Source organism: Natronotalea proteinilytica, from assembly GCF_055379935.1.
Genome location: NZ_AP043947.1, coordinates 283,853 through 297,621 on the forward strand (window position 1 = coordinate 283,853; position 13,769 = coordinate 297,621).

Below are 13,769 nucleotides of genomic sequence, written 5' to 3' on the forward strand. Positions count from 1 at the left end.
GCCATGAATGTAGGGCGCCGACAGGGTAGAGAAGTGTTATCCAGCCATCCAGATGGCGGTGGCCAGCACAAGCACGATAACCGTCCAAATAGCGACGGCGCGGCGGGTGGCCCATTTGGCACGCTCGGCCTGGTACCACGACATGGGGCGCAGGCCCTGCCACAGAAAGGTGAGCACGGCGGCCAAGTTGACGCCGGCCACGTTGGTTACGAGCAGCAGGCCTGCCTGATACGCCAGACTCCATTCCCCGCTTCCGGCCAGCAACCCCACAGCTACAAGAGGCGGTATCAGCGCCACAGCCACCATCACCCCCACGATAGCGGTACCCAGGCCCTGCGTAATAGCGAGCGTACCAGCTACGCCAGCAGCCAGAGCGAGCGCCACGTCTGGGAGTCCGATAGCCGTGCGTAGTGCGATCTCCGCCTGGTTGGGATCGACCGGCAAAAAAAGCCCCATGCCAAACGCAAGAGCCAGTCCCATAAGAAGTCCACTGGCGTTAATGCGGAGGCTCTGCAAGATCAGGTCGCGGTCAGCCAGCGTAGTGCCCAGCCCCAGCGCGATATTGGGGCCAATAAGCGGGGCAATAACCATGGCGCCAATGACCACCGCTGTATTGTCACGGAGCATACCTCCGGCAGCCACAATTACCGAGAGCGCAATTAACGTGTAGTACACAGTGGTGATTTGCACGGTATCGACCATGTCTTGATACACCTCCTCCCGACTGATGCGGGTGGTGCTCTTTTCGTCCTTTTTTGCAGGAGTCGACTCCTTTTGGTCTTCGGGTGGAGGAAGTGTAGCATCAACCGGGGCTACCACAATCCGAAAATCATCGGTCGATGTAAGCTGCGCATGCAGGTGGTCGATGGTAGCCTCGGCTAGCGTTTCGTCCACAAGAAGGCGCTCCAATGTGCGTCCATCAGTAAGCGTTATCGTGTGGCGATCAATAAGCGACACCTCATCGGTCAAATTAGACAGCGGGTCGCCACTGTCGGGCAGATACACATCGATTTGTCGGAGAGCCATATGGTAGGTCGATCAGCAAAAGAGAGTGTACATGAGAGAGGCTACGTAAAGCCAATGTAGGACCAAACTGAGGCGGGTCTAGCTACTGCTGTGTCACACCTGAATGTAAAGGGGGAGAGGATCGTGTCAAACCCTACGTTCCACCACCTCCCTCAGAGAAGGCGTAGGTTCAGTGTGGCGGTCTCGTAACGTCACAGCGTGCTGTGACGGCTCCAGCGGCTGTTCGGCGTTCATCAGGCTCTGGGCGATTCAGCGGCCCTGCCCATTTCGGGGGAGATCTTTCGACTTCGCTCAAGATGACAATGCAAGAACGAAGCGGAGACTACCCAAAACGCTCTCTGACTTTACTTACCGGTTACGTCCGTAGGATTCGTGACTCGAAACCCAGTCGGAAGAGGAGATGGCCGCGCCCAGTGAAAGTTCACCGGCCAGCGCCACACCCGCTACAATTTCGGCAAACTTCCGCACTTTGTTTTTGCCGTAGCAGTCTAGCATTTCCAGGCACTCCCGCTGTGTAGGTAGCCCGGTGCCGCCTCCGTACGTAGCTACAATAAGTGATGGGATGGTCAGCGAAATTTTCAGGTCGCCGTTGTCTGTCACATCCGTGTAGAGCACCCCCGCCGACGACTCCGATACGTTAGCCACGTCTTGTCCGGTAGCAATGAACATGGCCGTGATCGCGTTGGGCGAGTGTGCTCCGTTGTTGTTGGCACCTGAGAGAAAGGCCCCCACAGTCGAGACGTTCCAGTGGTAGTGTAAGCTTTCGGGGTCAACGCGCATATGTTGCTCCAGGGCTGACCGGTCAATGGTCGCCTCGGCGGTGACGCGTTTGCCGCGCGTGCGCATCACATTGACTTGTGAAGCTTTTTTGTCGGTTGCAAAGTTCGATTCGAGGTAAAAGTGTTCAATAGGATCCGGATAGTGATCTATGATCCACCCACAGGCGGTAAAGGTAGCGCGGCCAACCATGTTTTGTCCGGCTGCATCGCCCGTGCGATAGTTGAAGCGGAGATACGCAAAGTTATTTGACAGATACGTATCGATATAGAGCAGCTTTGCCACGCTAGACGTCGATTCGGCTTCGCGTCGAATATCGTCGATGTGAGTATCGACCCAGTCGCGAAAGGCGCGCGCTTCGCGGGCATCCGAAAACACAAATACCGGAGCGCGTTGCATGCAATCGTCGAGTACCGTCGTTTTAACCCCACCACTTAAGTTCACTACCTTAATCCCACGGTTGTACGACGCCACCAGGGTGCCCTCCGAGGTGGCCATCGGGATTAAGAATTCGCCATCGGCATGTTCGCCATTTACCTGAAGCGGACCGGCAATACCGAGCGGGACCTGCGACACCCCGACAAAGTGCTCGATGTTGCCTTCCGTAACGTGCGGGTCAAACGAGGGTTGAAACGTATGGGTAGGGGCTGCTTTGGTAAACGACTCAATAAACTCTCGACGCTCGTTGATGATCGCATCGTCGTAATCGTCCTCCGTATCGCGGGGGATACGAGGCATTGCGTCGTCGGCCTCGGTAATGGCATCTTCCACTGTAAAATCGAGCGTGCCGAAGGGCTTGCTCTTAAACGCAATCTGGATGCTATGCTTGCCCGTGTCGAGCGTATCGACGTTGCACACTACCGAGAGTGTCCGTTTCAACGGAAAGTCAATGGCTGTAGCGTCTTGCAAATCGCCTGCCGATAGGGTCGTCCCATCCCCCATATGTAGGTGCACATCTTCTAGAGGCACCTCTTCATCGTTGATGCGGATGGCTTTTAGTTCAGTCAGGGTAGCATCTTTAAGTCGGTTCTTTATAGCAAATTGCACCCCCTGATCGGTATTTTCAAGACTACCAAATGTATACAGTTGCTTAAGCAAAACGCTGGGAATAAACATAAAATAGAACGGTTAAATCAAACAGGGATGGCGAGAACGTACATCCGCACAATACAATACGCAAGCCATGCGGGAAGGATACAGTATCGGAAAAAGAGCGGAGAAATAGCAACCATTGGATTGAATTCGTCTTTCGGGATCTTTACGATCTGCTCGTAACAAGATGACGGGGCTGTTCGTCGGGTGCGTAGGTTCAGTTGCTTTTAAATGCAGTATCGTTCCATGACGCTTGTTTGTGCTGGTGTGCGACACCTCTCCATTGTGGGTCGTATGGCTGTGGGGCTTCTTTTACTGGTTAGCATGGCGGGAGGAATGGCATTGCCGAGCTATAGCCAATCTGCAACAATAAGTGGAGAAGTACGCGATGCGGTAAGTGGCGAACGGTTGCTCGGGGCGAATGTGCTGGTGCAAGAGGCAGAGCGCGGAGCAGCAACCAACAACGCCGGGTTTTACACATTGAGTGGACTCGAACCGGGGACGTACACCATTCGGGCCTCGTATATTGGATACCGGAGTACGGAAGAAACCATTACGCTGGCGCCTGGCGAAGAGCTGCGTCTTGACATAGAACTCGTCCCTGATGATGTGGATCTGGAAGAAGTCGTGGTGCGCGACGATGCCGAAGAGGAGCGGCGCACGCTGGGCGTGGAGCGGCTGTCTACCGATCTAATCCGTGAACTGCCCGCTGTATTGGAGCCCGATGTGTTTCGGTCGCTTCAATTCCTGCCGGGTATTCAAGCCGCTAGCGACTTTTCGAGCGGGCTCTACATCCGTGGCGGCAGCCCCGATCAAACACTGATTTTGCTTGATCAAACCACGGTTTACAATCCCACGCACTTCTTTGGCTTCTTTTCGACGTTCAACCCGGATGCTATCAAAGATGTGCAGCTGTACAAGGGGGCCTTTCCTGCCGAATATGGCGGACGCATCGGGAGTGTTGTTGATATCTACAATAAAGATGGCAACCGCCGCACCCGAGAGGGCGGGCTCAGCGTTGGGCTCCTGGCATCGCGTGCATACATTGAAGGGCCGATTCAAGCCGAAGAAGACGGCGAGTTAGGCCGCGGCTCGTACATGCTGGCGGTGCGGCGCTCTACGCTGGAGCCGCTGCTGGCCGTGCTGCGGGGGGCCGACATCGAGGGCATTCCCGATAGCTTCTACTTTTACGATATCAATGCGAAAGTCAATTACAACCTGACCGATGACGACCGGCTTTCGCTGTCGGTGTATGGCGGACAGGACGAACTCGATTTGCAGTTTCTAGATGACGGGACCTTTGACATAGGGTATGGGAACCGTACCCTGAGCGCTAATTGGACACGCCTCATATCTTCTCGCACGTTCTCTACGGTAACCGCAACGGCTTCGCGATATCGAAGCACGCCAATTGCCCGTATTGCTGGCACCGAGTTTGGCCAAGAAAACGAGGTCACCGATGTATCCCTCAAAGCTGATATTGAGTACACCCCAACGCCCGAACACGAATTAAAAGCTGGGATATGGGGCGGTGCGCTCTCATTTGGGTTGAGCACGCGCTTCGATGGCAACGAAACCTTTAACCGGCGCATCGAGAGTGGATACATTTCAGCGTTTGTGCAAGACACCTATCGTCCGACCGATGACTGGCGCATCCGTGGCGGACTGCGAGGCACGTACTTTGAACAGGGCAACTTCTGGCGCCTCGAACCCCGCATCTCCGTCGCATACGACCTTACGCCCAGCCTTCGCCTGCAGTCGGCGTATGGGCGGTACTACCAGTTCCTCACGCTCGAATCCAGTGAGCTCTTTACCGGATTCGACTCGTGGCTCATGACCGACACGGGGGTGCCTCCTGCGTTTGGTGACCAATGGGCCGCCGGTGCACAGTTCCAGCTCGACGGCGGATGGGAAATCGAATCAGAGGTCTATGTGCGTACGATGCGCGACCTGTTCGAGCAAGATCCGTTTCTGCCTGACCTGTCGGGGCTCGATTACAGCGATACGTTTCGGTTTGGACGGGGCTATGCTTATGGAAATGAATGGATTGTGCGTCGTAACGAGGGGCGACTTAACGGATTTGCCTCCTACACCCTGAGCCGCACCGAGCGTCAGTTCCCCGACGTGAATGTGGATGCCAGCGGGCAGCCCGGCTTTTACGTGCCCAGCTTCGACCGCACCCACGACCTCGATCTGGTGCTCAATTACGAGTTGTCAAGCCGGTGGCGAGCTACGGCGGCGTTTAACTTTAGCACCGGACAGCCCTACACCAATCCGCAGTTCCGATACAGCCTGCAAGATGATCCACTGGGGGCAGAGGGCACAACGCGTGATGTGCTGGTGAGTCCGTTCAACAACGATCGGCTCCCGGCCTATCATCGACTGGATCTCGGGTTTACTCGTGCAGGTCGCTTCTTCGGCATCGCCGATCTGGAATTGCAGTTGCAAGTTATCAACGCCTATGCCCGCGAAAACGTCTGGTTTTACTTTTTCGAGTTTGAGGACGACGGCACCGTAACGCGCAACACTATTCCGCAAATTCCCGTGCCGCTCCCCAATATTTCGCTGACCTTCTCGTTCTAATTTATCTGTCTACGCACTATGTTTTGTTGTGTGCGCATGCGTTATTCTCGTTGGATATGGAGCGTAGGGGGCTGGCTGGCACTGCTACTCATTGCGGTCGGGTGCAACGTTGAAAGTACCGATTCCGAATCGGAGGTGGTGGTCGAGTCGTATCTAATTGCCAATGACACCCTGCCGCAGGTGCGGCTGATGCAGTCGGTTGCAGCCACCGATCGGTTTGATCCCGAAGACGCCGCCGTACGCAACGCGGACGTGGTGGTGCGGAAGCTGGATGGCGAGGAGAATGCCGCCATGGCGTATCCGTATGAAGAAGATACACCCGGTGTCTATCGCCCAGTTGATAACGACGTCGTGGTGCAGCCCGGCGCACGCTATGCGCTGGAGGTAGACACCGAAACCGGCGAACGAGTCGAAGCCGAAACCCTAGTACCTGACCTCATTAATGTGCAGGAAGTCGAAAACACAGAAGTCCCCTATCAGGGGCCTGACCAACCCTCGTTCGTTATCAGCGAGAGCCAAGAAACGGAGCGTCCAAGGGCATATGCATTTGCCGTTACCTCGCAGCTTGACTTCGACGCGCTTAGCGATGAGGAACTCATCGCCGAGTTGACACCCTTCTACGCCGACTCCTTCGATGAGGACGACGATCGGATTGGGGATTTGCAGCGCGTGGCTTCGCCGTTGGTCAATGAGCAATCGTTTCAGTTCCAGGATGACGGGTCTATTCTGATCGAAGTGCCATGGATCGGGTTCGCATTTTATGGCGACAACAATGTAGCTATTGTTGCCCCTGACGAAAGCTACTACGACCTGATTCGCACCCAGGATGTGCAGCAAGGCGGTCTATCGCCTGGCGAAATCCCAAATGTTATCGACCGTGTGGAAGGAGGAACCGGCATTTTTGGTAGCCTCTCGCGAGCCAGCGCTATTGTGACGATAGAGCGCCCTGAGGGTATCCCGTCGTCTACTCCGGTGAGCCAGGCTGCTCCAACCAAAACGTCACTGGACCATCGTTAACGAGGTGCACATCCATCATCGCACCAAACACTCCGGTGGGAACGGGTCGTCCGAGATGCCCAGCCAAAAGATCCACAAACTGCTCGTACAGCGCTTCGGCACGATCTGGGGGAGCGGCTTCGGTAAAAGACGGACGATGGCCTTGCGAGGTGTCGCCGCAGAGCGTGAACTGCGGCACGACAAGCGCCTCGCCGCTGGTATCCAAAAGCGAGTGGTTCATGCGTCCATCTTCATCCGAAAAGATGCGCAGGTGAGCACATTGATGCGCTAGCGCTTTGGCCTGCTCGGCTGTGTCGTCCTGATGCACGCCCAGCAAAATCAGAAGCCCCGCGTCAATGGAGCCAGTGCGCGTACCATCGACGGTGACAGCGGCTTCAGACACGCGTTGTACAAGAGCAATCATAAGCGAAAAAGTAGTGGGGAGATCATGTAGTGGACGGTCAAAGCAAGTTACGAACTGGCGTCAAAAAGCACATCAAAATCATTCTTTAACACCGTAAGGAGGGCGTCAAGAGCGCGGCGTCGGTGACTGATGCGGTTCTTGGTGGCAGCGTCCATTTCGGCAAAGGTTTGCGTATGCTCTCTGGGGATAAACACCGGGTCGTACCCAAACCCGCTGTGGCCGCGTGGCTCCATCGCAATGGTGCCCGGGCAAACGCCTTCGACGTATCTTGTTTCGGTAGGCGTTACAATCGCGATTACGGTGCGAAACTGGGCACGCCGCGTATCAGCGCCGGAGAGGGCCTCAAGTAAGTGGGCTATATTCTCTTCATCGGTTGCTTTCGGACCAGCAAAGCGGGCTGTGTGTACACCGGGTTTGCCTCCAAGGGCTTCTACCTCCAGCCCAGTATCATCTGAAAGGGTGGGGAGGTTGGTGTGGGCGTGCAAGGCGTTTGCTTTTTTTAGTGCGTTGCCTTGCAGAGAGTCGGCGTCTTCAACAACATCGGGTGCGTTAGACCAGTCAGCCAGCGATCGTAGCGTAAGCGGAAGGCCGTCGAGCAACGCCCTGAGTTCGGCAACTTTGCCCGGGTTGTGCGTGCCTAAAACCAGAGAAGGGGCCATCGAAGCCATAGTGAATGCGGTCGATAAAGGAAGAAAGCCGTTCAGTGCATAGAAACACCCGTTTCCTACGCTCGTTACGAATGGATGCATGGACCACATGGGTCCGTGCATCAACTGCATAATAGAATAGATTGTAACAAAAGGAGGGATCCGTCTTGGCTGTAGGTGTAAAAGTTCGCAACAACGAATCCATTGACCGTGCATTGAAGCGGTTTCGTCGTCAGGTAAACCGGAGCCGCGTGCTGCGCGAGTACCGGCAGAATATGTCATACCTGAAACCGTCTGAGGAGAAGCGGTTGAAGGCAAAGAAAGCCCGTCGGCGTCGCCATCGAAATCGCGGCAATCGGCGGAAACGGTTGTAAAAATAGCAGATCGGTTTGTGGACAGTCTGCCTGGCTGCTCCGCATGGCTATAGAAAGCAGCATACGTCACACGGTGGCGTGTGCTGCTTTTTTGGTGGAGGCGAACGCCGTCGAATTATTTGGCTACCGCTTATCTGCTTGAAGCAAATAAAAAGGCCCGGTCCCCCACCAGAGACCGGGCCTTTTTGAGATGTTTTACTTCCGGGGAAAAGCATGAACTGTTCTGATTGATGTGCACGTGTACGACCCGAGCCTCCGTAAATCATAACGTGACCGCTGGAATCGTTACATTGTCTTATTTCAGAGCCCATACGGGAAGTTGGTCTTGCAGCAACCACATGACACGTAAAGAGACCAGGGGTTGCAGAAAAAGAACAGGCATGTTATACTGAACACGTATGTTAAGTGCGTGTTAATGGGTTTCGGTAGGGGCAGCGTCCTCCCATGCGTGTTCTGACCTACGGTTAACCTCCCCCCGGTTTGTGGTCGATTTTTCCTCTGAACATACTCATTCTGATGACTCTGCTTCGAAGCCGGACGGTGCCTTCGAGCGGTTATTTCGAACGCACTATGTGCACTTGCGCAACTACGGACGGCGGTTTGCATCGCAGGCTGCACTGGTTGAAGATGCCATTCAGGATGTATTCCTTGCCCTGTGGCGTAGCGACACATCGGTAGAGGACCTTGACCATCCACGCAGCTACTTGCTTACGGCTCTTCGACGACGGTTATTGCAATACGTAGCTAAGGAGCGTACGCGACGGGATCATCATGCATCATTTGCAGAAGAGGCCGTCCGATTTGCGATGTCACAGGAAGATCTATTGGCGGCCTATGAGAGCACCGAAGCCCGCCGCGGTCAGCTAAAGTCAGCTGTTGAAACGTTGTCAGAGCGCCGTCGTGAGGCGCTGTATCTCCGCTTCTATCATGGGCTGGCCCACGACGAGATAGCACATGTCATGGACATTGCCAATCAGACGGCCCGCAACTACGTGTCGGAAGCGCTGCAGCACCTGCGTGCCCATATCCGTCCGGTTGATGCGTCCTCTTGAGCGCTTACGAGGCAGGGGCTTCTGTTGTGGAGGCGGTGTTGTATGGATTTACCGATGCCGTCTTTGTGGTTACACCAGGTCCCCGTCCAATTTGAAAGGCAATGCTGATAATGGCCACGACCAGGAGGGCCCAGCAGTAGTGAATGGCGCCAACGAGTGCCATCGGAGAGAGGCCCGCCAACGACGCCGCGAGCAAAATCTGTCCGCCATACGGCAGCACGCCCTGCACGATGCACGCAAAAATATCGAGCAGACTTGCGCTGCGGGGGGCGTCGATGTCGTACTGCTTGGCCAGATCGCGGGCTACGGTTCCCGAGAGCAGAATCGCCACCGTATTGTTGGCGATGAGCACATCACTAAGCGCAGCCATAGCGGCAATGCCCGTTTCGCCAGCACGGCGGCCTTTCAGGCGTAAGAACGCAGTGGAGCGGCGTATGGCTTGCGCAAGCCATGCGAGCCCGCCCTGCCGCCGAATCAGTTCGCCCAATCCGCCAATGAACATGGCGAGGAGCATGATGCCAAACATGCTTTCGAAGCCGTCATAGATATCGCCGGCAAACGGGGCCATTCCGTAATCCCCTGCTATGATGCCGGTGGCGCCAGCCAGTACAATACCAGCTCCCAAGACCACGAACACATCGAGTCCGGCCACAGCTAAGCCCAGGACAATCAGGTAGGGCAAGACCAGCCAAACGTTGACCGTTCCCTCGGCAGCATCGGAGGCTCCTGTGCTAGCCAGGAACAGTCCGATGGTGGTAACCACTGCCGCGGGAACGGCAATCCACAAGTTGGCGCGGAACTTATCCGTCATGCTGCAGCCTTGCGTGCGGGTAGCGGCAATCGTCGTATCCGAAATGATAGACAGATTGTCGCCAAACATAGCGCCGCCCACCACGGCTCCCAGCGTAATCGTCACCGACAACTCGGTGGACCCGCTCACGCCCACGGCAATGGGAGCTACGGCAGCCAGCGTGCCCATGGACGTTCCCATGGAGAGAGAAATGAACGCCGAAATCAAAAACAACCCCGGCAAGATGAACTGATCGGGCAAGAGGGCAAGGCCCAGATCCACCGTGGCCTCTACGCCGCCAATGGCCTCCATGACGCCCGCAAAGGCCCCGGCAAGCAAGAAGACAATGCACATCGTCATGATGGTTTCATCCCCAATACCCCGCAGCAGCGTGCGCAGGTTTTTCTTGACCGATGCTGCGCCGAGTACGATAGCCAGCACGAGTGCGGGCAGCGTGGCCACCGAGGGATGAATCTGGTAGAAGGGGCGTTCTATGCCCAGAACGCTGTAGTAGAGCCCTACGCCAAAAAAGAGCGCAAGGAACAGAAAAAGCGGCGTAAGAGCAATGAACGAGGGAGAGGGCGACGAACCGGAAGCATCCGATTCGCGCACTGGCGATGCGTTAGAAGTAGGCATATAACAGATAAGGCAGTCGAGTCAGGCGGATACGTACAGCATACAACTACAACGTGGTATCCGTCAACATCGACCGCTACAGGCATGCCACCACCAGTGCAGAGAACCGAGTTGCATAGCGCTTTAGCGCGGAATGAAAGAACAGACTATGGAATGCACGCTCGGATTGCGTGTTGCACAAGCGAAGGGCGACTGTGTTGAAGAGAAGCAAAAAGCCGGTCTTTTGAACGATACAGAGTAGTGAAAGGTGGATGCAGCCGTTTGATCAAAGTGCGTTGTTCTCTATACTAACGGTATACACTTTATCCATTAAGCCCGCCCTGGTATATGGAATCCCCTGTTGTTGCGTCTCAAAAAGCTGCCGATGTAGCATGGCATGGGCAGTCTGCATCTAATGTCACCGCACATCTTGAAGCGGATCTAGATGCGGGGCTCACCGCGACCGAGGCTGCTGTTCGATTGGAGCGCCACGGTCCGAATGTACTCGACGTGGAAGAGCGCGAGTCGATCCTAATGCGGTTCCTGCGTCAGTTTCACGACGTGCTTATCTATATTCTTATCCTGGCATCGGCGGTTACGGCGTTGCTGGGCGAGTGGATTGACTCGGGCGTGATCATGGCGGTGGTGCTCATTAACGCTATCATCGGGTTTGTGCAGGAGGGAAAGGCTGAGGAGGCGCTCGAATCGCTCCGCGACATGCTTTCGCCTCAGGCCACGGTGCTGCGCGATGGAGAGCGGACCACGATCAAAGCCAGCGATGTCGTGCCAGGCGATATCGTACTCGTAGAATCGGGCGATCAGATCCCTGCGGATGTGCGGTGGCTCGATGCAAACAACTTGAGTGTCGAAGAGGCGATTCTTACAGGCGAGTCGATGCCTGTTGACAAGCATACCGATGCGGTTTCTGACGAGGCATCCATCGGCGATCGGGCTAGCATGGGCTTTTCGGGGACTATTGTGCGGCGCGGACGTGGGCGCGGTGTGGTCGTGGCCACGGGCATGGATACGGAGGTCGGGCGCATTGGTACGATGATGGCCGAGGTGGAGCAGCTCACCACGCCACTCATTCAGCAAACCAATGCATTCGGACGCATCCTATCGGTGCTGATTTTAGGGCTGTGTGCCGCCACGTTTGCGTTCGGATATGTGTTTCGTCCATACGGACTCGAAGAGCTGTTCATGATCGCGGTGGGCATTGCCGTAGCTGCTATTCCCGAAGGGCTCCCCGCCATTCTTACCATTACACTGGCGCTGGGCGTGCAGCGAATGGCCCAGCGCAACGCCATTCTTCGCAAACTGCCCGCTGTAGAGACGCTCGGCTCCGTCTCCGTTATCTGCTCCGATAAGACCGGCACGCTTACGCGCAACGAAATGACGGTTCGTGGGCTGGCCGTTGCCGAAGAGCAATACAACGTCACGGGATCCGGCTACATTCCAGAAGGAACCGTTGTGCAAGACGATACCGAGGTGTCGTTGGATGCGCATGCGGGCGTTGTGCAAGCGGCCCAGGCAGGGCTCCTGTGCAGCGATGCTACCGTGCAACAAACCAACGGTCAGTGGACCATTGAAGGCGATCCGACCGAAGGGGGAATTGTCGTGCTCGCTCAAAAAGTAGGATGCGACCGCCGTGCGTTGCTCGACAGCCATCCGCGCACCGACACCGTGCCGTTTGAGTCGGAGCGCCAGTGGATGGCTACGCGGCACGACACCCCCCAGGGCGGACGTATCTATCTGAAGGGAGCGCCTGAGCGGGTGCTGAAGCTGTGCACGGCCCAGCGTATGCACGACGGATCTGACCAACCGCTTGACGCCGATTTCTGGCAGGCGGCCATGGACGATATGGCCAGCACCGGACATCGCCTGTTGGCGGTAGCCGAGCGTGCAGACGAGAATCCGTCTTTGGAAGAGGCCGATGTGCATGAGGGCGGCTTCGTGTTGTTGGGGGTGCTTGGGCTCATGGATCCGCCGCGTGATGAAGCCAAGCGTGCCGTGCGCGAATGCCAGGAGGCCGGCATCCACGTCAAAATGATTACAGGCGATCACGCGCAAACCGCGCAAAGCATTGGCGAGCAACTGGGCATCACATCGGGCCACGAAGCAGTCACTGGTGCTGAACTCGAACAGATGGATGCAGCGACCCTCGCCGAATTGGTGCCCGAGCGGTCTGTGTTTGCGCGCACAAGCCCCGAGCATAAGCTGCGCATCATGGAAGCCCTGCAGTCGCATGGACGCATTGTAGCGATGACCGGCGACGGCGTCAACGATGCTCCAGCCCTCAAACGCGCTGATGTAGGCGTAGCGATGGGTGTGAAGGGATCTGAAGCAACGAAGCAAGCCGCGGATATGGTGCTGGCCGATGACAACTTTGCCACGATTGCTGCTGCCGTGCGCGAAGGGCGCACCATCTACGACAATCTCAGGAAAGCGATTCTCTTCATTCTGCCCACGAATGGCGCCGAGTCGCTCATGCTCATTTCGACGGTGCTATTCACGTTTCAGCACCTGCCCATCACACCGTTGCAAATCCTATGGGTGAACATGGTAACGGCGGTAACGCTTGCGTTGGCATTGGCCTTTGAGCCTGGCGAATCGCAGATCATGAAGCGCCCGCCACGCGATCCCGATGCGCCCATTCTATCGGGCTATCTGTTGTGGCGCATCGGCTACGTATCGGTGCTGATTGCCGTTGCGGCATTGGGGCTGTTCTTTTATGAGATGGAGCATGGCGTGTCGCTGGAGTCGGCACAAACCATTGCTGTTAATGCACTTGTGGCCGGGCAGATTGCCTATCTCTTCAATACTCGATTCATCTGGCAGTCGGCTCTGTCTGTGCGGCGCTTGCTGGCCAATCCGGTTGCCTGGGCTGTGGTGGGTGTGCTTATTCTGCTGCAGTTGGGTTTCACGTACTTGCCGTTTATGCAGATCGCATTTGGCACTGGTCCACTGACGCTGCTTGACTGGGCCTGGGTGGCGGGCGTTGGTGTGCTCGTGTTCGTTGTGGTGGAAGCAGAAAAAGCCATCGCCCGGCGCATGCAAGCGTAGTGCTGTGTCACACCTGAATGGTATAGTTCGGAATTGTCATTGCGAGGAGAGAGCGCCCATTGAACACTCGTCGCGATGCACAACAGGCATGACCTTACGGCCTCTCTGCGTCGCGACGAGAGCGAGATCATATCTCTTGCAGTCATCCTGACGCCGCCAGGCGGAAGGATCTCAACGCCATGCCTACGGGAAAGCCACATCCGGTGCGCACAGGGGTGCACCTCGTGGACACTGAGCAGCAGGCCTTCCCGGCCACATAGCGCTGAGATGCTTCACTGCGTTCAGCATGACATGTATGGGATGGCCCGGGCCGCCCGGGATATCCGCTCC

10 protein-coding genes are annotated in these 13,769 nt (G+C 56.3%); 5 read left to right on the top strand and 5 right to left on the bottom strand.

The features are described 5' to 3' along the window. Positions 1 to 36: 36 nt before the first annotated feature. Together ACZ5AL_RS01420 and ACZ5AL_RS01425 are read right to left on the bottom strand one after the other, a co-directional pair. Complete coding sequence (locus tag ACZ5AL_RS01420) at positions 37 to 1,026, bottom strand: TIGR00341 family protein (RefSeq protein WP_464511685.1); 990 nt, start codon at positions 1,024 to 1,026, stop codon at positions 37 to 39. Positions 1,027 to 1,374: 348 nt separating this feature from the next. Continuing rightward, on the bottom strand, positions 1,375 to 2,919 hold the full coding sequence (locus ACZ5AL_RS01425; protein ID WP_464511686.1) for a hydroxymethylglutaryl-CoA reductase: 1,545 nt from the start codon (positions 2,917 to 2,919) through the stop codon (positions 1,375 to 1,377). A gap of 222 nt (positions 2,920 to 3,141) precedes the next feature. On the opposite strand from ACZ5AL_RS01425, the gene ACZ5AL_RS01430 reads away from it, so the two are divergent. Beyond that, positions 3,142 to 5,478: a TonB-dependent receptor gene (locus tag ACZ5AL_RS01430; RefSeq protein WP_464511687.1), complete on the top strand. Its 2,337-nt coding sequence runs from the start codon at positions 3,142 to 3,144 to the stop codon at positions 5,476 to 5,478. A gap of 36 nt (positions 5,479 to 5,514) precedes the next feature. After that, complete coding sequence (locus ACZ5AL_RS01435; RefSeq protein ID WP_464511689.1) at positions 5,515 to 6,495, top strand: DUF4249 family protein; 981 nt, start codon at positions 5,515 to 5,517, stop codon at positions 6,493 to 6,495. Here ACZ5AL_RS01435 and dtd read toward each other — a convergent pair. Both dtd and rdgB read right to left on the bottom strand, forming a co-directional pair. Beyond that, positions 6,443 to 6,898: a D-aminoacyl-tRNA deacylase gene (gene dtd, locus ACZ5AL_RS01440; protein ID WP_464511690.1), complete on the bottom strand. Its 456-nt coding sequence runs from the start codon at positions 6,896 to 6,898 to the stop codon at positions 6,443 to 6,445. The two genes, ACZ5AL_RS01435 and dtd, sit on opposite strands and share 53 nt — an antisense overlap. Before the next feature lie 47 nt (positions 6,899 to 6,945). Further along, positions 6,946 to 7,566 (bottom strand): RdgB/HAM1 family non-canonical purine NTP pyrophosphatase, encoded by a 621-nt coding sequence (gene rdgB / locus ACZ5AL_RS01445; RefSeq protein ID WP_464511691.1) that lies wholly within the window; start codon positions 7,564 to 7,566, stop codon positions 6,946 to 6,948. Between the two features lie 146 nt (positions 7,567 to 7,712). On the opposite strand from rdgB, the gene rpsU reads away from it, so the two are divergent. Both rpsU and ACZ5AL_RS01455 read left to right on the top strand, forming a co-directional pair. Next, positions 7,713 to 7,919, top strand: coding sequence for a 30S ribosomal protein S21 (rpsU, locus tag ACZ5AL_RS01450; RefSeq protein ID WP_464511693.1), 207 nt, complete (start codon positions 7,713 to 7,715; stop codon positions 7,917 to 7,919). Between the two features lie 482 nt (positions 7,920 to 8,401). Next, positions 8,402 to 8,971 carry an RNA polymerase sigma factor gene (locus tag ACZ5AL_RS01455; protein ID WP_464511694.1) on the top strand — a complete coding sequence of 190 codons (570 nt, stop codon included), beginning with the start codon at positions 8,402 to 8,404 and terminating at the stop codon, positions 8,969 to 8,971. Positions 8,972 to 8,975: 4 nt separating this feature from the next. On the opposite strand, the gene ACZ5AL_RS01460 is transcribed toward ACZ5AL_RS01455, so the two are convergent. Next, entirely contained in the window at positions 8,976 to 10,397 is a 1,422-nt protein-coding gene (locus ACZ5AL_RS01460) for a Na+/H+ antiporter NhaC family protein (protein ID WP_464511695.1), read from the bottom strand. Between the two features lie 327 nt (positions 10,398 to 10,724). On the opposite strand from ACZ5AL_RS01460, the gene ACZ5AL_RS01465 reads away from it, so the two are divergent. Continuing rightward, positions 10,725 to 13,439 carry a cation-transporting P-type ATPase gene (locus tag ACZ5AL_RS01465; protein WP_464511697.1) on the top strand — a complete coding sequence of 905 codons (2,715 nt, stop codon included), beginning with the start codon at positions 10,725 to 10,727 and terminating at the stop codon, positions 13,437 to 13,439. Positions 13,440 to 13,769: the final 330 nt, after the last annotated feature.